20 protein-coding genes are annotated in these 20,510 nt (G+C 70.6%); 12 read left to right on the forward strand and 8 right to left on the reverse strand.

Annotation, left to right across the window (positions count from 1 at the left end; genetic code table 11):
- The 9 genes from MICNX66_RS00480 (at position 1) to MICNX66_RS00520 (ending at position 8,833) form a co-directional block, all read left to right on the forward strand.
- Positions 1-1,104: a lactonase family protein gene (locus MICNX66_RS00480; protein ID WP_187662860.1), complete on the forward strand. Its 1,104-nt coding sequence runs from the start codon at positions 1-3 to the stop codon at positions 1,102-1,104.
- A gap of 66 nt (positions 1,105-1,170) precedes the next feature.
- Positions 1,171-2,562, forward strand: a complete 1,392-nt coding sequence (locus tag MICNX66_RS00485; protein WP_187662861.1) for an MFS transporter — start codon at positions 1,171-1,173, stop codon at positions 2,560-2,562.
- Positions 2,563-2,637: 75 nt separating this feature from the next.
- Positions 2,638-3,216 (forward strand): biotin transporter BioY, encoded by a 579-nt coding sequence (locus MICNX66_RS00490; protein WP_187662862.1) that lies wholly within the window; start codon positions 2,638-2,640, stop codon positions 3,214-3,216.
- 478 nt (positions 3,217-3,694) lie between these two features.
- Positions 3,695-5,131, forward strand: coding sequence for a dihydrolipoyl dehydrogenase family protein (locus tag MICNX66_RS00495; protein WP_187662863.1), 1,437 nt, complete (start codon positions 3,695-3,697; stop codon positions 5,129-5,131).
- Between the two features lie 135 nt (positions 5,132-5,266).
- Positions 5,267-5,569 (forward strand): DUF427 domain-containing protein, encoded by a 303-nt coding sequence (locus MICNX66_RS00500; RefSeq protein WP_187662864.1) that lies wholly within the window; start codon positions 5,267-5,269, stop codon positions 5,567-5,569.
- Positions 5,570-5,621: 52 nt separating this feature from the next.
- Positions 5,622-6,482 (forward strand): ABC transporter ATP-binding protein, encoded by an 861-nt coding sequence (locus tag MICNX66_RS00505; RefSeq protein WP_187662865.1) that lies wholly within the window; start codon positions 5,622-5,624, stop codon positions 6,480-6,482.
- On the forward strand, positions 6,479-7,162 hold the full coding sequence (locus MICNX66_RS00510) for an ABC transporter permease (protein WP_025104210.1): 684 nt from the start codon (positions 6,479-6,481) through the stop codon (positions 7,160-7,162). The genes MICNX66_RS00505 and MICNX66_RS00510 overlap by 4 nt, the downstream gene beginning before the upstream one ends.
- Complete coding sequence (locus tag MICNX66_RS00515; protein ID WP_025104209.1) at positions 7,159-7,878, forward strand: ABC transporter permease; 720 nt, start codon at positions 7,159-7,161, stop codon at positions 7,876-7,878. The genes MICNX66_RS00510 and MICNX66_RS00515 overlap by 4 nt, the downstream gene beginning before the upstream one ends.
- Before the next feature lie 34 nt (positions 7,879-7,912).
- On the forward strand, positions 7,913-8,833 hold the full coding sequence (locus tag MICNX66_RS00520) for an ABC transporter substrate-binding protein (RefSeq protein WP_187662866.1): 921 nt from the start codon (positions 7,913-7,915) through the stop codon (positions 8,831-8,833).
- 159 nt (positions 8,834-8,992) lie between these two features.
- Here the strand turns inward: MICNX66_RS00520 and MICNX66_RS00525 are convergent, their stop codons facing one another.
- Positions 8,993-10,222: an AI-2E family transporter gene (locus MICNX66_RS00525; RefSeq protein WP_187662867.1), complete on the reverse strand. Its 1,230-nt coding sequence runs from the start codon at positions 10,220-10,222 to the stop codon at positions 8,993-8,995.
- Positions 10,223-10,284: 62 nt separating this feature from the next.
- Between MICNX66_RS00525 and MICNX66_RS00530 the strand changes: the two genes are divergently transcribed.
- Entirely contained in the window at positions 10,285-10,584 is a 300-nt protein-coding gene (locus tag MICNX66_RS00530; protein ID WP_025104206.1) for a chorismate mutase, read from the forward strand.
- Positions 10,585-10,593: 9 nt separating this feature from the next.
- On the opposite strand, the gene MICNX66_RS00535 is transcribed toward MICNX66_RS00530, so the two are convergent.
- The 4 genes from MICNX66_RS00535 to MICNX66_RS00550 form a co-directional block, all read right to left on the reverse strand.
- On the reverse strand, positions 10,594-12,300 hold the full coding sequence (locus tag MICNX66_RS00535) for a long-chain-fatty-acid--CoA ligase (protein ID WP_187662868.1): 1,707 nt from the start codon (positions 12,298-12,300) through the stop codon (positions 10,594-10,596).
- 66 nt (positions 12,301-12,366) lie between these two features.
- Positions 12,367-12,909 carry a GNAT family N-acetyltransferase gene (locus tag MICNX66_RS00540; RefSeq protein WP_187662869.1) on the reverse strand — a complete coding sequence of 181 codons (543 nt, stop codon included), beginning with the start codon at positions 12,907-12,909 and terminating at the stop codon, positions 12,367-12,369.
- Positions 12,909-13,502, reverse strand: coding sequence for a short chain dehydrogenase (locus MICNX66_RS00545; RefSeq protein ID WP_187662870.1), 594 nt, complete (start codon positions 13,500-13,502; stop codon positions 12,909-12,911). The genes MICNX66_RS00540 and MICNX66_RS00545 overlap by 1 nt, the downstream gene beginning before the upstream one ends.
- Before the next feature lie 103 nt (positions 13,503-13,605).
- A complete protein-coding gene (locus MICNX66_RS00550) occupies positions 13,606-14,703 on the reverse strand; it encodes an ROK family transcriptional regulator (protein WP_187662871.1) in 1,098 nt (365 codons plus the stop codon).
- Positions 14,704-14,825: 122 nt separating this feature from the next.
- On the opposite strand from MICNX66_RS00550, the gene MICNX66_RS00555 reads away from it, so the two are divergent.
- Positions 14,826-15,989, forward strand: coding sequence for an ROK family protein (locus MICNX66_RS00555; RefSeq protein WP_187662872.1), 1,164 nt, complete (start codon positions 14,826-14,828; stop codon positions 15,987-15,989).
- Between the two features lie 138 nt (positions 15,990-16,127).
- Here MICNX66_RS00555 and MICNX66_RS00560 read toward each other — a convergent pair whose 3' ends face one another.
- From MICNX66_RS00560 to MICNX66_RS00570, 3 genes are read right to left on the reverse strand one after another with little or no spacing between them, the layout of a single operon-like run.
- Entirely contained in the window at positions 16,128-17,054 is a 927-nt protein-coding gene (locus MICNX66_RS00560) for a carbohydrate ABC transporter permease (RefSeq protein WP_187662873.1), read from the reverse strand.
- Between the two features lie 2 nt (positions 17,055-17,056).
- Positions 17,057-18,028 (reverse strand): carbohydrate ABC transporter permease, encoded by a 972-nt coding sequence (locus MICNX66_RS00565; RefSeq protein ID WP_187662874.1) that lies wholly within the window; start codon positions 18,026-18,028, stop codon positions 17,057-17,059.
- Positions 18,029-18,059: 31 nt separating this feature from the next.
- Positions 18,060-19,310: an extracellular solute-binding protein gene (locus tag MICNX66_RS00570; RefSeq protein WP_232089141.1), complete on the reverse strand. Its 1,251-nt coding sequence runs from the start codon at positions 19,308-19,310 to the stop codon at positions 18,060-18,062.
- 276 nt (positions 19,311-19,586) lie between these two features.
- Between MICNX66_RS00570 and MICNX66_RS00575 the strand changes: the two genes are divergently transcribed.
- Positions 19,587-20,486, forward strand: coding sequence for an SIS domain-containing protein (locus tag MICNX66_RS00575; protein ID WP_187662875.1), 900 nt, complete (start codon positions 19,587-19,589; stop codon positions 20,484-20,486).
- Positions 20,487-20,510: the final 24 nt, after the last annotated feature.

Here is a 20,510-nt window from a genome sequence, read left to right on the forward strand (position 1 = left end):
ATGACACGGTTCTGGCTCGGGGGCTACGGCCCGGCGATGGAAGGCTCCGCCGAGGGGATCGGCGTGCTGGCCGGTGACGAGGGCCGTGAGGCCACGACGCTCGCCTACCGCGGACCCGTGACGCAGACGCCGTCGCCGTCGTGGTTGGCGGCGCATCCGTCCCTCGACGTCGTGTACGCGGCGCTGGAGGGCGATGCCGCGGTGCAGGCGTTCGTGCGCACGGGCGAGATGGCGCTGTCCCCGCTGGGCGATCCGGTGCCGACGGGGGACGGCGTCTGCCATCTCGCGGTGTCGCCGAACGGCCAGACGCTCGTCGTCAGCTGTTACGGCGACGGGCGGGTCGTCCGCTTCGGGCTCGCCGCCGATGGCCAGCTTGTCCCGGCGAAGGAGGATGCAGCCGCGGCCCTGCGTGCCGCCCTGTTCGGCGACGGCGACCCGGATGCGGCTCCCGTCACTCCCGCCGGTGATGGTATCGCCGCGGTCGATCCGTACGGCGCCGCGGACCGCGCATCCCACGCGCACGCCGCCGCCTTCCTCCCGGACGGCCGCGTGGTGACGACCGATCTCGGGTTCGATCTCGTCCGGTTCTGGCGCCTGCAGGGTGGTGGGCTCGCCCTCGATCAGGAGGTCGTGCTCCCGCGCGGCACCGGCCCGCGGCACATGGTCGTGCATCCGAGTGGCCACCTGCACATCGTGACGGAGTACTCGTGCGAGGTCTTCACGCTCGCAGCGGCCGCCGACGGCACCTGGAGCGTCGTCTCCTCGGCTCCGGCGAGCCCCATCGCACAGGTCGGCGTGGACTTCCCCGCCGAGCTCGCTCGCACCAAGGACGGTCAGTTCCTCTACACCGCTCTGCGCGGCAGCAACACCATCGCGGCGCTGCGGGTGCGTGGCAGCGGCGAGGCTCTGGAGCCCGTCGCGCTCGCCGATTCCGGTGTCGACTGGCCGCGGCATCACCTCGTCTACCAGGGCAAGCTCCTCGTCGCAGGGCAACGTTCCGACACCGTGACGCTGCTCGACCTCGATGACCGCACGGGAGCCCCGCTCGGAGTTCGGCACGAGGCGCAGGCTCCCGCACCGACGAGCATCCTCCCGCTCCGCTGAGCCTGTGCGGGCTGCGCGTACCCCGGGCTTGACCTCAACCATTCTTGAGGTTCTAGCGTCGTCCTCATGACGACCGAGACCGGGCGCGCTGCGCCGTCCACGCCCGCCCCGCCCCGCATCCTCGGTGGCGAGTACGTCTGGATCACGATCGGCGCGTGCGCCCTCGTGTTCCTCGGCGCCTTCGAATCACTGGCGGTCACCACGGTGATGCCCGCGGTCAGCGCCGACCTCGACGGAGAGCGGCTGTACGCGCTCGCCTTCGCCGGGCCGCTCGCGACGAGCGTGATCGGCATGGTCGTGGCCGGAAACTGGTCGGACCGGCGGGGTCCCGTGGTGCCGTTGTATGCGTCCGTCGTCCTGTTCACGGTAGGGCTGCTCGTCGCGGGGCTTGCGTCGAGCATGGAGGTGCTCGTCGCCGGGCGCTTCGCCCAGGGGCTCGGCAACGGCGGGCTCATGGTGGCGCTCTACGTCGTGGTCGCCCGGGTGTATCCGACGTCGCTGCACCCGGCGATCTTCGCGGGGTTCGCCGCCGCGTGGGTCATCCCCTCCCTCATCGGTCCGACGATCGCAGGAGCGGTCACGGAGGTGTGGAGCTGGCACTGGGTCTTCCTCGGCGTCGTGGTCCTCGTCGTGCTCGCACTGCTGATGGTCGTCCCGGCTCTCCGGGGACTCGCCCGCAGCGGGGACGCGAACACGCCCTGGGCGCTCGGACGGCTGGGATGGTCGGTGCTCGCCGCCGTCGCGGTGCTCGCCCTCGACCTCGTGGGAGAGGTCCCGGTCGCCGGTCCGTTCCTTTCGGCGGTGGCGGTGGTGGTCGCGGTCGCGGCAGTGCGCCCACTCGTTCCTCGGGGCACCCTCGTCGCCCGTCGGGGGCTGCCGTCGGTGATCCTGGTCCGCGGTCTGGGGGCGGCGGCGTTCTTCGGGGCGCAGATCTACCTGCCGTACCTGCTCACGGATCGATACCTGCTGTCGCCGACCCTCGCCGGGCTCGCGCTGACCGGGGGTGCGCTCGCCTGGTCGGCGGCGGCGACCGTCCAAGGGCGGATGGGCGAGCGCCTGTCGAGCGTGACGGCCGTGCGGGTGGGGACGATCCTCGTGGTCGTCGGGGTTGCGCTCGTCCTGGTGATCACCGTGATGCAGGCGCCCGCGCTGCTCGCCGCGTTCGCCTGGATCGTCGCCGGCGCCGGGATGGGGTTGATGAGCCCGCGCACGAGCGCTCTCGTCCTGGCGATGTCGTCCCCCGCGGAACAGGGGTTCAACAGTGGCGCCATGACCGTGGCCGACTCGTTCGGCAGTGCGCTCGCCCTCGCCGTCACGGGCTCGCTCTTCGTCGCCCTCGGGGCTGCGGCAGGGGTGGATCCGTTCGCCGCGGTGTTCGCCCTCGCCGCCGTGGTCGGGGCGGGAGCGGCCGTCCTCGCTCCGCGGACGAGGGGTGTCGACCCGGCCGCCGCGGGGTGATTTGCGCCCCGCGTGGCCCGCCCTCTAGCCTGATGAACGGTGTTCAGGTGAACACCGTTCAGGAAGGATGGACCGATGACCCCCACGAGCCGCGACACCTCGGCGACCCTCGGCCGCGTCGCCGTCTTCGCCGCGCTCATCATCGTGCTCGGCACGGTCGTCGTCCCGCTGCCCGGCGGGGTGCCCATCACCGGACAGACGCTCGCCGTCATGCTGGCGGGTCTCGTCCTCGGACCGCGTGTCGCGCCGTGGTCGGTCGCACTCGTCCTCGTGCTCGCGGCGATCGGTCTCCCGGTGCTCGCGGGCGGGCGTGGCGGACTCGGGGTCTTCGTCGGCCCCACGGCGGGATATCTGCTCGGGTGGGTCGCCGGTGTCGTCGTCATCGGACTCCTGATGCGCACCGGCCGCCCGACCTGGTGGCGCGCCGCGATCGCGGCGTTCGTCGGCGGCGTCCTCGTCGTCTACGCCTTCGGCATCCCCGTGCAGGCCCTCGTCACCGGCGTCCCGCTCGACCTCACGGCCCTCTCGACCCTGGCCTTCCTTCCCGGCGACCTCATCAAGGTGACCGCGGCCACCCTCATCGTCATGGCCCTCCGTCGCGCCTATCCCCGGGCCTTCGCCGACCCCCGCCGCGTCCCCTCCGTCGTCGCCTGACTATCGGGCCGTCCTTTCCGGTCCCGTCGACTCCGTCCGTTCCGTCGACTCCGTCCGTTCCGTCGACTCCGTCCGTCCCGTCGACTCCGTCCGTCCTGTTCCAGATGCACGACCGTGACACGTCTGCCGGCGGATCGCCCCGTCCGGCCTGTGCGACCGTCCCCACGTCGTGCATCCGGAACCTCGGACCGGGCTCGCCGACCCGGATCCGGACCCGTAGCCCGCCGTGACGAGTCCGTGGTTCCTGGTCCGGATGCACGACCAGGTCACGTCTGCCGGCGGATCGGTCCCGTCCGAGCCGTGCAGCCGCACTCGGGTCGTGCACCCGGAACGTCGTCGGAAGGAACGTCGTGGATCCGGAACGGGAACACGCGGGGAAGACGGGCATATCGGCCGACGGGAACAACTCACCCGTGACTCGACGTTCCTCATGAGCGAGACTGGGCCACGGACCGATGCGGCCACGAGAGGGGCGAGCATGACTGCTGCCGAGAAGACCGACGAATACGACCTCATCGTGCTGGGCGGTGGTCCGGTCGGGGAGAACGTGGCGGACCGGGCGGTGCAGGGCGGTCTCAGTGCGATCATCGTGGAGAGCGAGCTCGTCGGCGGGGAGTGCTCGTACTGGGCCTGCATGCCGTCGAAGGCCCTGCTCCGTTCGGCCCAGGCGCTCCGTGCCGCGCAGCACGTCGCCGGCGCCGCGCAGGCCGTCACCGGGAGCCTCGACGTGCGGGCGGTGTTCGAGCGCCGCGACTCCTTCACGAGCAACTGGTCCGACGACGGACAGGTGAAGTGGCTCGAGTCCGCCCACATCGACCTCGCCCGAGGCCACGGCCGGCTGACCGGGGAGCGCGAGGTGACCGTGACCGACCAGGACGGCGGCACCCGCGTGCTGCGCGCCCGTCACGCGGTCGCCATCAGCACCGGCTCGGACGCGGTCATCCCGCCGATCGAGGGTCTGCGAGAGGCTTCGCCGTGGACGAGTCGCGAGGCGACCAGTGCCGAGGAGCTGCCCGAGAGCCTCGCGGTGATCGGCGGCGGCGTGGTCGCGGTCGAGATGGCCACCGCGTACGCCGCGCTCGGCTCGTCGGTGACGCTCCTCGCGCGCAGCGGGCTGCTGGGCGGGATGGAGCCCTTCGCCGGGGAGCGGGTGGCCGACGGCCTGCGTGAGCTCGGCGTCGACGTCCGCACCGACACCGGCACGACCGCAGTGCACCGCGACGGCGACCGGGTGACGATCACGCTCGACGGCGGGGAGACCGTGACCGCCGCCGAGGTGCTCGTGGCGACCGGACGCTCCCCGCGCAGCGCCGACATCGGCCTCGACGTTGTCGGACTCGAACCGGGCCGCTGGATCGAGACCGACGACACCCTCCGCGTCCCCGGACACGACTGGCTCTACGCCGTGGGCGACGTCAACGGCCGTGTGCTGCTGACCCACCAGGGCAAGTACCAGGCGCGCGCGGCGGGCGACGTCATCGCCGCCCGCGCGAAGGGCGACGCCGTCGACGACGCCCCCTGGGGGCGTCACGCCGCCACGGCCGATCACGCCGCGGTGCCGCAGGTCACCTTCTCGATCCCGGAGGTCGGATCGGTCGGACTCACCGAGGCGGCGGCCCGCGAGGCCGGCACCGCCGTCCGGGCCGTCGACTACGACCTCGGCTGGGTGGCGGGCGCGAGCCTGTACGAGGACGGCTTCGCCGGGCAGGCGCGCCTGGTCGTCGACACCGACCGCGACGTCGTGATCGGGGCGACCTTCGTCGGCCCGGAGGTCGCCGAGCTCGTCCACGCCGCGACCATCGCGATCGTCGGGGAGGTTCCGATCGCCCGACTCTGGCACGCGGTGCCCTCCTACCCCACGATCAGCGAGATCTGGCTGCGGCTGCTGGAGGGCTACGGCCGCGACTCGGCCTGATCCGGGCAATCCGATTCCGGACGCGTGACGAACAGAACGCGCAATATGTCCCAGATTGACGACCCCGCGCGCAACCCGGTGCCGGATGTCGCACCCGTCTTATACGCTCGAACCCACATCCGAGGAGGCAGGACCATGAAGGCTGTACTCGCAGGAAACGTCATCGCCGAGGCCGACCAGGACGACCTCATCCGCATCGAGGGGAACTGGTACTTCCCGCCGGCATCCGTCGCGCCGGACGCCCTCGTCGAGAGCCCCACCCCGTACACGTGTCCGTGGAAGGGCGAGTGCCAGTACTACTCCGTCCAGGTCGGCGGAGAGCTGCACAAGGATCTCGCGTGGTCGTACCCGCATCCGTACCCGTCGGCGTTCGACCGGGTCGGCAAGGACTTCTCCGGCTACGTCGCCTTCGCCCCTGGCGTCGAGGTCTCGGCCTAGTCCCGCACGACGCACGACCGCACGTCCGAACGACCGTCGGAGAGACACCCTCATGATCGAGTTCCGCAACGTCACGAAGCGCTTCCCCGACGGGACGCTCGCCGTGGACGACTTCAGCCTCGTGCTGCCCTCCCGCAAGACCACCGTGTTCGTCGGATCCTCCGGCTGCGGGAAGACCACCCTGCTGCGGATGATCAACCGCATGGTCGAGCCGACGTCGGGGGAGGTCGAGATCGACGGGGAGAGCGTGCTCTCGGGCGACCCGGTCGTCCTGCGCCGGCGCATCGGCTATGTGATGCAGAACTCCGGGCTCATGCCGCACTTCACCGTCATCGACAACGTGGCCACCGTGCTGCGGCTGAACGGGGTGAAGCGCACACAGGCGCATGAGCGTGCTCGCGAGCTGCTCACGACCGTCGGCCTCGACCAGGCGCTCGCCGAGCGGTACCCGAGCCAGTTGTCAGGCGGTCAGCAGCAGCGCGTCGGGGTGGCCCGCGGGCTCGCCGCCGATCCGAACATCCTCCTCATGGACGAGCCGTTCGGAGCGGTCGACCCCATCGTGCGCGCCGACCTCCAGCAGGAGACCCTGCGGCTGCAGCACGAGCTCGACAAGACGGTCGTGTTCGTCACGCACGACATCGACGAGGCGTTCCTCCTCGGCGACCAGGTCGTCATCCTCGACAAGGGCGCCCGGATCGTGCAGGTCGGCAGCCCGAGCGAGATCATCGAGAACCCGGCCGACGACTTCGTCTCCTCGTTCATCGGAGCCGACCGCGGCCGCCGCGCGCTGCATCTCAAGCAGACCCCGCGCGGGACCGTGGTCGTCGACTCCGAGGGCCGCACGCAGGGAGCGATCGTCGATGCGCCGGAGGGCGTGGTCGACGGAGCAGATGCGATGAAGGCGGCCCCGTGAACTGGGTCGGCGACAACCTCGGGCTGATCCTCGAGCTCACCGCGGTGCACCTGCAGCAGAGCGCGATCGCGATCGTGCTCGGTTTCGTGCTGGCGCTCCCACTGGGGTGGGTGGCCTGGCGATATCAACTCGTGAAGGGTCCGGTCATCGTCCTGACAGGGCTGCTCTACACGATCCCCTCCCTCGCCCTCCTGATCTTGCTGCCGTCTGTGGCGGGCTACCCGGCGCGCAGCCCGGCCAACCTCGTCATCGGCCTGACGATCTACGCGATCGCGATCCTCGTCCGCGCTGTGTCCGACGGCCTGGACTCGGTCGACCCCGCGATCCGGCAGTCCGCGGTCGCGATGGGCTACGGCGGGTTCCGCCGCTTCTGGACGGTCGACTTCCCGCTCGCCGGGCCGGTCATCCTCGCGGGCCTCCGCGTGGCGGCGGTGAGCACCATCTCGCTCGCGACGGTCGGCATCCTCGTCGGCGTCACGAACCTCGGCTACCTGTTCACGAACGGCCTCCAGCGCCGCATCCTCGCCGAGGTCTTCACCGGCATCGTCGCCGTCGTCGTCATCGCTCTGGTCATCGACCTCCTGCTCGTGCTCCTCGGGCGTGCCCTCATGCCGTGGACGCGGGCGGCGGCCACCCCCGCCGCCGCGCGTCGGACGATCACGTTGAGGACGGCCGCATGAACGTGTTCACCGAGGCCTTCGCCTGGCTGTTCTCCCCCGACCGCTGGGTCGGGACGTACTCCCTCCCCGTCCTGTTCGGCCAGCATGTCTTCTACACGGTGGTCTCCGTGCTGATCGCCGCGGTGATCGCCGTACCGCTCGGCTGGCTCATCGGGCACACCGGGAAGGGGCGGGAGATCGCGGTCGCCGTCTCCGGAGCGGCCCGCGCCATCCCGTCCTTCGGACTCATGGTCCTCCTGGTGCTTCTGTTGGGCGTGCTGCGCACGCCGCTGGCGGCGATCATCACCTTCGTCGTCCTGGCGATCCCGTCCCTGCTGGCCGGCGCCTACACGGGCCTGGAGGCAGTCGATCGCCGAACCATCGATGCGGCGCGGGCGATGGGGATGACCGGCTGGCAGGTGTTCTGGAAGGTCGAGGTGCCGCTCGGCATGCCGCTGCTGGTCGGCGGCCTCCGTTCGGCGCTGCTGCAGGTGATCGCCACGGTGACGATCGCGGCCTACGTGAACCTCGGCGGCCTCGGCTGGCCGATCATCCAGGGCATCCCGCTCCGCCGTTTCGACCAGGTGCTCGGCGGCGCGATCCTCGTCGCGGTGCTCGCGCTCCTCGTCGACCTCCTGCTCGCGCTCGCCCAGCACGCCGCGGTGCCCCGCGGTGTGCGCACCCGTCCGCAACGCCGCCGCGCTCGGGCGACCGCCCCCGCGGCCGCACCCGCCTGACCCACAGCATCGTCCCCCAGAGAAGAGGAAGTCCATGTTCACCGCACGAAAGTCCCGCCTCGCCCTTGCCGGCGGCATCGCGCTCGCCGCCGCCCTCGCCCTCTCGGGCTGCGCCAACAGCAACCCCCTGGACGCGCCCACCGACGACTCCGGCGACGGTGGGGGCAGCGACACCATCGTCATCGGCTCGCAGGCCTACTACTCGAACGAGATCATCGCCGAGATCTACGCGCAGGCGCTCGAGGCCGCCGACTTCGACGTCGACCGTCAGTTCAGCATCGGCCAGCGCGACGCCTACATGCCGGATGTCGAGTCCGGGGCGATCGACCTGTTCCCGGAGTACACGGGCAACCTGCTCGAGTACCTGGACAAGGATGCGACCGCCACGAGCCCGGACGACGTCTACGCCGCGCTGAAGGACGCGCTCCCGGACGGCCTCACCGCGCTCGACTACGCCGAGGCGTCCGACCAGGACACCTACACGGTGCTCAAGAGCTTCGCCAAGGAGAACGACCTCACCTCGATCGCCGACCTCGCGGACGTGACCACCCCGGTCACGATCGGTGCGGCGCCCGAGTTCGAGCAGCGTCCGTACGGTCCGGCTGCGGCCAAGGAGGTCTACGGCGTCGACCTGGCGTTCTCGGCCACCGGTCCCACGACGCTGGAGTCGCTGCTCGCCGGCGAGATCCAGGTGGCGGACATCTACTCCGCCGACCCCGCATTCCAGACCGAGGACATCGTGGCGCTGGAGGACCCGGAGAACATCATCCTGGCCTCCAACGTCGTGCCGATCGCGTCCAGCGACGTGGCCGACGAGATCGCCGACGTCATCAACGGCATCAGCGCCAAGCTGACCGCCGAGGAGCTCGTCGCCCTCAACGTGCAGAGCACGGTCGACCAGAAGTCGGCGGAGGACATCGCGAAGCAGTGGCTCACGGACAACGACCTCATCTGAGTCGTCTCCCCGCGAAGCGCCCGGCCCTCAGGGTCCGGGCGCTTCGTCGTTCTCGACCGCCGGCGTGCATAGCTCCGGAGATCTCGCCCGACACGCCGCGGAGGACCCCCGGCTGACGGCGTGTCGCCCCGAATCTCCGGAGTTGTGCACGGGGCGGGGTCAGGTGCGAGAGTCCTGCTTCGGCACGACCACCTGCTTGACGATGATGAGGATCGAGGCGGTGACGGGCACCGCCACCAGGGCGCCGAGCAGGCCGAGGAGCGTGCCGCCGGCGAGAGCGCCGATGACGACGAGCGAGCCCGGCACCGCGACGGCCTTGTTCATGACCCGCGGCGTGAGCACATACGCCTCGATCTGCATGTAGACGAGGTAGATCGCGGCGAAGATCAGGGCGGCGATCGGGTTCGTGAACAGCGCGAGGATGGTGCCGATCATCCAGAACAGCACCGAGCCGACCAGCGGGATGAGCGTGACGCAGAAGGCGATGGCGGCCATGAGCGGCGGGAACGGCAGTCCGAGGACGGTGTAGAGGATGAGGGCGAGGGTCGCGTTGCAGAAGGCGAGGACCACCATCCCCATCACGTAACCACCCACGGAGTCGGTGATCTGCTGGGAGATGTCGTCCGCGCGGCCGCGGTCGCGGGCCGGGACGAGGCGCAGCAGCCCCTGGCGCATGGCCGGGAGCGTCGCGACGAAGTACAGGGTCAGTACGAGCACGACGATCGCGCCCGAGATGCCGCTCGCGATGGACGCACCGACCTGCAGCGCGCCTCCGCCGATCGTCGCGAGGTTGCCGAAGTCCGACAGGAACTTCTCCACCTCCGATACGAGGTCCTGGAACTGGTCGCCGAACTGGTCGTTGAGAGTGGCGTAGATGTCGGACTTCGTGAAGTCCCGGATCATGCCGGGGACCGACTTCACGAAGCCCGCGATCTGCTCGACGACGATGGGAACGATCATCCAGAGGACGAGGCCGACGACGACGATGAGGGCGAGGATCGTCACCACGACGGAGAGCGCGCGGGACAGCCCGCGGCGTTCCAGGAAGCGGACGGCCGGGTCGAGGCCGAGCGCGGCGAACAGCGCGAGCGCGATGTAGATGAGCACGGTGGAGAGGTTGTAGAGCGCGCTGCCGATCACGAGCGCCCCGAGGCCGCCGAGCGTCACGAGGAACCCGAAGACGAACGGCCGATCGATCCGCGTCCAGAACGAGCGGCTCGGCGTGGTCGGCTCGATCACCACGGGCCGGGGCGGGCTGGGCGCCATCGGCGTGTTTCCCGGCGCCTCCACCGCGGCGCCGACGAGCGCGGCATCGACGGGGGCGGATTCCGGGGCGCGGCTGCCCTGGTCGTCCTGCGGAGCGGAGGCCGGCGACTGGTCGTTGCTCATGAGCACACGATAGCGGTGCCCCTCGTCGAGGGCAGGGTGATCTGCGGCTCTAGAGTAGGGGCATGACTGCCGCTGAGGATCCGAAGGCCGAACTGCTCCGGCTGCGTGCGAGCATCGACAACATCGACGCGGCCCTGATCTTCCTGCTCGCGGAGCGGTTCCGCGCCACACAGCAGGTGGGACACCTGAAGGCCGAGCACGCGATGCCGCCGTCCGACCCGAACCGCGAGGAGCAGCAGGTCGCCCGGCTCCGGGCGCTCGCCGAAGACGCCCACCTCGACCCGGAGTTCGCGGAGAAGTGGTTCAACTTCGTCGTCGCCGAGGTCATCCGGCACCACACCGAGGCCGCCGAGGGACGCTGACTCCGCTCGTCAGGCCCCGCGCGCCGCGAGCAGCCGATCGCGCACCTCGCGCCGCAGCACCTTGCCGATGAGCGACCGCGGGAGGTCGTCGACGGCGGTGATGTGCCGCGGCACCTTGTAGGCGGTCAGCCGCGTACGGCAGAAGTCGCGGAGCCCCTCCATGTCCTCGGCGGCGCCCTCACGGAGCACCACGGCCGCCGCGACCTCTTCGCCGCCGCTCGACCGGGGCAGCCCGACGACGGCCGCCGCCACGACGTCCGGGTGGGCTTCGAGCGCGTTCTCCACCTCGCTGGGCGCGACGTTGAAGCCGCCGGTGATGATGAGCTCCTTCCGGCGGTCGACGATGGTGACGAATCCGTCCGGTGAGACCTCCGCGATGTCGCCGGTACGGAGCCAGCCGTCCGGCAACAGGGCCTCGGCCGTCTCCCCCGGCCGACCCCAGTAGCCCTGGAAAACCTGCGGTCCGCGCAGCAGCAGCTCGCCGGGCTCGCCCGTGGGCACGTCGGCGTCGGGGTCGTCGGGATCGACGACGCGGATCTCGGTGCTCGGGAACGGCACTCCCACCGTGCCGGGCCGCCGGGTCGGACCCATCGGGTTGCCGAGCGCGACGGGGGAGGCCTCGGTCATCCCATAGCCTTCGACGAGCAGCCCCCCGGTCGCCTCCTCCCAGCGCCGCACGGTCTCGACGGGGAGGCTCATGGCCCCGGAGATCGCGAACCGGACGCTCGCCAGGTCGACGGTGCCGCGTCCCGCCGCCCGCGCCAGCTGATCGTAGATCGGCGGGACGGCGGGGAGGAAGGTCGGCGGGCTCGTGCGGGCGGCGTCGGTCACGAGGCCCAGGTCGAACGTCGGGAACAGCACGACCTTGGCCCCGATGCTCAGGGCGAACGTGAGGCACAGGGTGAGGCCGTACGCGTGGAAGAGCGGAAGCACGGCGTAGAAGGTCTCCTCGCCGTCGCGGAGCCCGGGCACCCAGGCCCGCCCCTGCATCGCGTTGGCCCGCAGGTTCGCATGGGTGAGGATGGCCCCCTTGGGAATCCCTGTCGTGCCGCTCGTGTACTGCAGGACGGCGGTGTCGCCGAGCGACGGCGCGGGCGTCCGTCGGGGAAGCCGCCGGTGGGACACGAGCTTCTTCCACGGCGTCAGGTGCCGCGCGCGCGGCGTGCCGGTCAGCTTCGCCCGGGACGCCCGGGCCTTCGGGACCGGGAGTCGCAGCAGGAGGCGCTTCGACAGGGGCATCGCCGCCGTGAGGTCGACGCTCACGATGTGGTCGACCCGGAGATCGTCCGGGAATCCCGCCACGGTGTCGGCGACCTTGTCCCACACGATCGCGACCCGGGCCCCGTGGTCCTCGAACTGGTGGCGCAGCTCTCGCGCCGTGTAGAGCGGGTTGTGCTCGACGACGATCGCGCCGAGACGCAGGACCGCGTAGAAGGCGACGACATGCTGCGGGCAGTTCGGCAGCACCAGCGCCACCCGGTCGCCCTTCGTGACCCCGAGGTGGCGGAGTCCTTCCGCAGCGCGGTCGATCTGCTCACCGAGGTCCCGGTAGCTCGTGACGGCGCCGAAGAACTCGAGGGCGGGCCGCCGCGCGTACTGCCGGATGCCGGCGGCCAGCATCTCCGGCAGCGTCTGCGTCGGCTCCTCGATGTCGGCCGGCACGCCCTCGGCATAGGAGCGGAGCCAGGGACGGGAGGACAGCGGCGCGTCGGTCATACCCTCATCCTCCGACACGGACCTGTGCTCCGCCTCCCCCTTGCGCTCACCGCCGTTCGGCGGCAGTCACCCGTCCGCGAGCATGCCCATGACGATCGCGTCGACCCATTCGCCGTCCCAGCGCAGCGCCTCCCGGCGCCGGCCTTCGACGACGAACCCGGCCTTCTCGTAGGCGCGCTGTGCCCGCGGGTTGAACGCGTACACCTCGAGCTCCACACGATGCAGCCCCACCGCGTCGAAGGCGTGACGGAGCACCGCGCGCGTGGCCTCCGTCCCGTATCCGGCGCCGAACCACCGCGGACCCGCGAGCGCGATGCGGAACCCTGCGGAGAGGTTCTCCTCGTCCAGGTCGCTGAGGACCACCTCGCCGATGTGCGCGCCGTCGTCGCGACGGAGGATCGCCCAATCCGCCCGGTCCTCCCGGTCGGCGAGCGACCGGAGCCAGGTCTCCACGCCCTCGCGCGTGAAGCGCGCGTGGGTGCCGGTCAACCGCAGCACCTCGGGCTCCTGCAGCGCCGCCCAGGTGCCGTCGAGATGCTCGGGTCCGAGCGGCACGAGGTCCAGTCGCTCGGTGGACAGCGCGGGGACGGGAGTGAGAGAGAGCGCCATCAGACGGTGAGCACCCGCCCCGTGACGATGCCCTCGACCGCGCGCACGTACGCCTGGCCGACCTCGTCGTCGGTGACCGGGCGGTGGCCGGGGAAGGTCGAGAAGTACCCGGGGGAGTTCGCCAGCACGTCGGGGGAGACCGCGTTGATGCGGATCCCCCGCGGGGCCTCGGCTGCCGCCGTGATCACGAACGACTCCAGGGCGCCGTTGGCCATCGCCGCCGCCGCTCCCGACGCGATCGGCTCTCGCGCGAGCACGCCGCTGGTGAGGGTGATCGAGCCGCCGTCGGTCACGTGGTCGAGGGCGATCCGCACGACGTCGAGCTGCGCGAGGGTCTTCCCGGTGAAGGCGGACAGGTAGTCGTCGCGGTCGAGATCGGTGAGCGGCTTGAAGGGCACGGAACCCACGGCGACCACGACGGCATCGACCGGGCCGACCCGCTCGAAGAGGCTGCGGATGGAGGCGGGATCGGTCACGTCCACGCTCTGCTCGCCGGAGCGGGACGCCCGCACGACCTCGTGTCCGCGGACGTCGAGGGTGGCGGCGACGACCCCGCCGATGCTGCCGGTCGCGCCGATCACGAGTGCCTTCATGCGGATTCCCTCCCAGGACGGATCGAGACGACGGACGGCCGCCTCGCGGGATCGAGTCTCCCATCCCTTCCGGGCGGGAGGGGACGGATGACGGGCGCGTCCGTCAGCGCGGGCTGAACTCGGCGGCCACCACGCGGGTCGCCGCACCCAGCAGGACGGCGTCGTCGACCGCGCTCGGCACCACGGTGGGCCCGAGAGAGGGGTGCGAGGCGGCTCGGACCGCGGTGGCCGTCGCGTCGACCAGTGCGGCTCCGACGATCTCGTCGGGACCGCTCAGCACGATCGTCGGCAGGTCGACGGCGGCGGCGATGACCGAGAGCGACGTGCCGAGCCGCGCACCCGCGGCGGCGAGCACCTGCGGGCGGTCCGCTCCCGAGGCGTCCAGGCGCCGGGCGATGGCGGGAGCCGCGGCCCACGCGTGGACGCAGCCCTCGCAGCCGCACAGGCAGGCCTCGCCGGGGTCGCCGCCGGCACCGACGTGCGCGAGCTCGCGGGCACCGATGGATCGTTCGACCGGGGCGCCGTCGTCGCCGACGACGCGGATCGCGGTGCCGATGCGGGTGCCGAGGCGGACGAGGAGGAAGTCGGTGCCGACGGAGCCGAACCGCTGCTCGGCATCGGCCACGAGATCGGCGTCGTCGAAGAGGTGAACGGGGGCGTCGAGGATCTCCGCGAGTCGTGGCCCGAGACCGAGCAGCGCGGAGGAGCCGGTGGGCACACCGATGCCGATGCCGAGCGCGGGACCGTCGGCGAGGCTCCGCAGCTCCGCGACGAGCCCGGCGACGGCTTCCGCGGCGTCCGGGGTGCGCGGCCGGTGGAGGCGGTGCGAGAGGCGGCCGTCGGGCGAGGCCAGCGCCCCGATGACCTCACCGGGCACGGAGAGGTCGAGCGCGATGACCTGCACGGCGCGCTGGTCGAACTCGAGCATCACGGCGGGCTTTCCCGGCCGGGACTCCTGACTGGGTCCGCTCTCCCTGATCACGCCGTCGGCGAGCAGATCGCGCACGACGTCCGACACGGTGGGGCGGGCGAGACCGGTGAGCCGGGAGAGTTCCGCGCGGCTGAGAGCCGACTGCTCCATGAGCGTGCGCAGGACGAGGGCGCGGTTGCGTTCCCGGATGCCGCGAGCGTGGCCGTTGGACGACGTCTGCGCGTCTCGTGTCCGATCGGCGGCGCGCTCTAGGATCTGGGGGTAGCGCATGATGCTCCTCCCGATCGACGCTCGGGCTGACTAAGTTCAATGAATAAACTAACGGACCGAGCGTACGGAGCGGTACGCGCGCTGTCAATCGACGGACCTCGGCCCCGAGAAGGAACTCGCAGATGTTCACCCACGACGACGCACTGGACACCCAGGCGGCGGTTCGGCGAGCGAACCTGCGTCGGGCGCTCCAACTCGTCTTCCAGGCGTCCGGTTCGCAGACGCGCGCAGGGATCGCGCGGGCGACCGGCCTCACAGCGGCGACCGCGTCGTCCCTCGTCGCGGAACTCATCGAGCACCGGCTCATCGCGGAGGGCGAGCAGGCGGTGAGCACGGGGGGCAAACGCGCGACCACGCTCAGCATCGACGCGGAGCATCATCTGATCCTCGTGCTCGTCGTGCAGCCGACCAGTGCGTACCTGGCGCTCGTCGCCCTCGACGGCTCCGAGGTCGCCCGCCGCAGCGTCTCCTACACGACGCAGACCCGCGACCGGGTGCTGGACGAGACCGTCGCCGAGGTGGTGGCCGCCTACGGCGCGCGGCTGCTCGCGGTCGGCGTGCAGGTCCCGGGGACGACCGACGGGCGCACGGTGCTGGAGAGCGTGCAGCTGGAGTGGCACGAGGTGCCGCTGGCCGAGCGCTTCGAGACCATTGCGGGCGTCCCGGTCCTCCTCGTCAACGACGTCGACGCCGAGGCCATCGCGGAGGCCGGTCTGGACGCCGCACCCTCGGGTTACCGGCTGTTCATCCACAGCGGCGGAGGCATCGGCGCCGCGGTCACCCTCGACGGGGAGCTCGCGCCGGGGCCCCGCGACCGTGCGGGGGAGATCGGGCATGTGCAGGTGGTGTTCGGCGAGGCCGCGCGTCCGTGCCGCTGCGGACGCCGCGGCTGTCTGGAGTCGGCGGCCGCGATGGGACCGATGCTGGGGGAGGAGTTCTCGGACGCGCTGGACGTGCCGGCCGTCCGCACCCTCGTCTCCCGTGCGGATCAGACGCTGATCGACGACGGCGCGCGGGCCCTGGCCCGTGCCATCAAGCTCATCGGGGCGCTGCTCGATCCGATCGAGGTCGTCATCGGCGGTCCCGCGACGGAGCTCGGTCCCCGGTTCCTGGAGCGTGTCCGCGCCGAGAGCGGCTATCCCGCCCGCGGCACCGCCGACGTGCCGATCCGGTATGCCGATCCCCGCGTCGCTCCTTCCGCCGGGGCCGCGCAGGCCGCCCTCACCGCGGTCCTCGGCGTGCGATGGAGCCCCGAGCAGCTCCGCGCCGGCGGCCCCCGCCCCTGACCTCTGCCGACGGATGTTCCGGCTGCACGACCCGGGTACGTTCGCATGACCGGATCCGTCCGGAACCCCTGCACGCGCGCCGCGGTCGTGCAGGTGTGCCGGACGGGAACCCGGGGGGTGGACCGGAAGCCGGGTGGGTTACTTCACGCTGCCGGCGGTGAGGCCGCCGACGAGACGCTTCTCGATGAGCATGAACAGGATGATGACGGGCAGGATCGCGACGATCGAGACGCCGAACACGTACTGCCAGCTCGTCTCGTACTGACCGACGAACTTCGTGAGCGCGACCGACAGCGGCTGGTTCTGGTCCGTCGACAGGATCACCAGCGAGGCGGCGAACTCGTTCCAGCAGGCCACGAACGTGAACACGATCGCGGTGACGATGCCCGGCCAGACGAGCGGGAGGTTGATCCGGAACAGGACCGTGAGGCGCCCGGCGCCGTCGATCTGCGCGGCCTCGTCGACCTCCTTCGGGATGCCGGCGAAGAACGAGTGCATGATCCACACCGCGAACGAGAGGTTGAAGGCCGCGTTGATGAAGATCATCGCGGTCCAGGTGTCGCCGAGGCCGAGGACGGTGAACTGCCGGAACAGGCCCGAGGTGAGCACGGCCGGCTGCAGCATCTGGGTCACGATCACGAGGAACAGGAACACCATGCGCCCGGGGAACCGGAACCGGGCCGTGTAGTAGGCCGCGGGGAGCGACACGAGCAGCACGAGGAGGGTCGCGAACACGGAGATGACGATCGTCGAGACGAGGTTGTACGGCAGCGGCGTCTCGGGCGTCGACCACATCGTGAGGTAGTTCTCCCAGTGCCACTCCACCGGGAGGTAGGTCGGGTCGACCGAGCGGATCTGCGCCTTCGTCTTCACCGAACCGAAGAACATGATGAGGTACGGCAGCACGAAGATCGCGAGCACGAGGAATCCGGCGGCGGTGCGCAGGATCACCCGGGGCAGAGTCACCTGGTCGGCGGTGTAGCGGCGCCGACGGCCGGGGATCGGCGGGGTGCGTCGTCCGCGGGAGTCGGCGGTGGTCACGAGAGCGGTCTCGGTCACGGTCATGATCAGACCTCCTTCATGGGCTTGACGATCTTGACGTAGGCCGCGACGATCGCGATCACGATGAGGAAGGCGACGACCGACAGCGCGCTCGCGACGTCGACCTTCTTCTGCAGCTCGATGTACTTGAAGATCAGGGTCATGATCGTGTCGGCGCCGTAGCCCGGGATGGACCCGGTCATCACCTTGAGGATCGGCAGCGAGTTGAAGACGTTGATGATGTTGATGAGGATCGCCACGGCGAGGGCGCTGCGCAGCTGCGGCAGGATGATCGACCAGTAGGTGCGGGCGGCGCCGGCGCCGTCCATCTTCGCGGCCTCGATCGCGTCGGCGGGGACCGCCTGGAGCCCCGCGAGGATCGTGTAGGTGGTGAAGGGCAGCGACACGAACACCGCGATGACGATCGACCAGGCGAACGCCGTCGTCGGGTTCTTCGTCCAGCCGTAGCCCACCGCGTCGTCGGAGAGCCCGATGTCGTAGAGGAACTTGTTGAAGACCCCGAAGTACGGCTCGAGGCTGTAGTAGAAGACCATCGTGGTCATCACCACGGACGCGGCCCACGGCACGATGACCGCCATCCGCACGAGCTGGCGCCCCGGGAACGCCTTGTTGAGGATCTGCGCGAGGCCGAGCGAGATCACGACCGTGAACAGCACCACCGACACGACCCAGACGATCGTGCGGACGAAGATCGGCCAGAACTCCGGGAACGTGAAGACGGTCACGAAGTTGTCGAAGCCGACCGAGCCCTTGTCCAGACCCGAGAGCGAGATGTCCCGCGTGGAGTTGAAGAACATGACGCCGGCGGGGAACAGCACCACGCCGATGATGAGCACCAGCGCGGGAGCGATCCACGGCAGCGCCTGGAGGAGGTCCCGCCCGCCGGGGCGACCGCGCACGGCCGTCCCGGCGTCCGGGGTGCGGGGGCGGCCGGTGGCCGCCCCCGCGAGGTTCGAGGATTCTGTCGTCTGGCTCATGGGGGATTCCCGAACCTCTCCGTTCCGCGGGTCAGCCCGCGTCCACCTGGTCCTGGATCTGCTTCAGCACATCGGCAGCCGGCTGGTCCTGGATCTGTCCGAACAGCGACTTGAAGGCGCCGTCCGCGGCCGACCACTTCGGGTTGGTCGACGGGTAGAACTGCGCGTCGGGCAGCACGTCGAGGAACGGCTTGAGGGCCTCCTCGCCGGACAGCTCCTCGGCGCCGGACTTCGTGACGGGGAGGAAGCCCTCCGCCTGCACCCACGGCACGTAGACCTCGGGCGAGTAGAAGTAGTCGAGGAACTTCGTGATCGCCTCCTGCTTGTCGCCGTCGTTCTCGAACGCCATCAGCTGGTCCATGACGCCGAGGGTGAACGGCGAGCCGTCCTTCGTCGGGATCGGGACGATGGAGTAGTCGAGCTCCGGGTTGTTCTCGGCGATCTGACCGACCGTCGGCGGCAGGCCGACCTGCATGCCGATCTTGCCCTGGATGAAGATGTCCATCAGCGGGGAGCGCTGCGTGGAGCCGGGGTCGGCCTGGGTCGCCCCGGCGTCGATCATCTTCTTGATCTGCTCGGCGCCGACGAGGTTCTCCGGGGTGTCGATGGTGATCTCCGATGCGTCGCCGAAGGATCCGCCGCCGCCCCAGAGCCACACGGCGGCCTCGGCCTGTGCCTCCTCCGAGCCGAGCGGCATGCCGTAGCCCGCGACGCCGCCGCCGAGCCCGGACACCTTGGTCGCCGCGTCGAGCAGGGAGTCCCAGTCGGTCGGCGCCTCGACGCCCGCCTGGGAGAGGAGGTCGTTGTTGACGAACAGGGCGCGCGCGGAGGCGATCATCGGCAGCGCGTAGGCGGTGCCGTCGACCTCGGCGTTGGCGAGGAAGGAGTCCTGGAAGTCGGAGTAGACGTCGTCGGACACGACCTCCTCGACGGGGTAGAGCAGCTCGTCCTCGACGAAGCCCGCGAAGGGACCGCCGTTGTAGATGTCGGGCGCCTCGCCGGCCTGGACCTTCGTGGAGATGACCTTCTCGAGGTTGTCCCACGACTGCACCTCGAGGTTGACCTTGATGTCGGGGTTCTTCTCGGTGAACCCGTCGATGACGTCTTCCCAGAGACCCTTCGTGGCGTCGGAGTAGCTGGGGACGAGCAGGTCGAGCGTACTGGCGTCGTCGCCGCCGCCGCTGTCTCCTCCCGATCCACCGAAACCGCAGGATGCGAGCGACAGCGTGGCGACGGCCGCGACCGCTGCGGCCCCGTATCGCCGTGACTTGTTCATGGGCATTGCATTCCTCACTGTGGGTGCTGCTCCAGCGGGCGGGATCCGCTCTCTGGAGAGGGGGGTGGTGCACAGTCGCAGAACACTCCACGCGACGGTGCGTGATGATCGCGCCGCCTGCGCGGTCGTGATCGTCCGAGCGGGGGCTCGGGGGAACTCGTCCTGATTATTTGTCAGGCAAACAAACAAATCAAGATGTTGCTCTCCTGGGACGAAATACTATGATCGGATGACGCCCGAAACAATCACAAGTACGCAACAACTCGTCCGAAAGGCCTCTTCATGACCGCTTCGCTGCCCGGCGCACACATGCGCGCAGAGCTCCGTTCCCAGCCGGAGATGTGGGCCACCGCCGCCGAACTCACCGCCGAGCAGGCTCTGCTGCCGGCCCGGGGTGCACGGGTCGCGGTCGTCGGCTGCGGCACCTCGTGGTTCATGGCGCAGTCCTACGCCGCGCTGCGCGAGTCGTCCGGCCACGGCGAGACCGACGCGTTCGCGGCCTCCGAGGCCTTCGTCGACCGCGGCTACGACGCCGTCGTCGCCCTCACCCGCTCCGGCACCACGACCGAGGTGCTGGAGCTGGTCGACCGCATCAAGGGGCGCACCCGCACGATCGGCGTGATCGGCGACCCCGACTCCCCGCTCGTCTCCCTCGTCGACGACGCGGTGCTGCTGCCGTTCGCCGACGAGCAGTCCGTCGTCCAGACGCGCTTCGCCACGACGGCGCTCGCACTCTTCCGGGCGTCGCTGGGTGAGGACCTCTCCGGAGCCATCGCCGACGCGACGGCCGTGCTCGCCGAAGACGGGGACGACATCGAGCTGCGCGATGCCGAGCAGTACACGTTCCTCGGGCGGGGGTGGACGATCGGCCTGGCCCACGAGGCCGCGCTGAAGCTGCGCGAGTCGTCGCAGTCGTGGACCGAGGCGTATCCGTCGATGGACTACCGTCACGGTCCGATCGCCATCGCCGCCCCGGGCCGGGTGACGTGGCAGTTCGGAGAGGCACCGGAAGGACTGGCCGCGGAGGTGCGCGCCACGGGCGCCCGTTTCGAGCACCGCGCGATCGACCCGCTCGCCGACCTCGTGCGCCTGCACCGGACAGCCCTCGACCGTGCCGTGGCCCGCGGGCTCGACCCCGACCAGCCGCGCAACCTCACGCGATCCGTCATCCTGGATGCATGACGCCAGCGAGCCCCGGAGCCGAGC

Origin of the sequence: Microbacterium sp. Nx66 (assembly GCF_904066215.1) — a bacterium.
Taxonomy (GTDB): Bacteria; Actinomycetota; Actinomycetes; order Actinomycetales; family Microbacteriaceae; genus Microbacterium; species Microbacterium meiriae.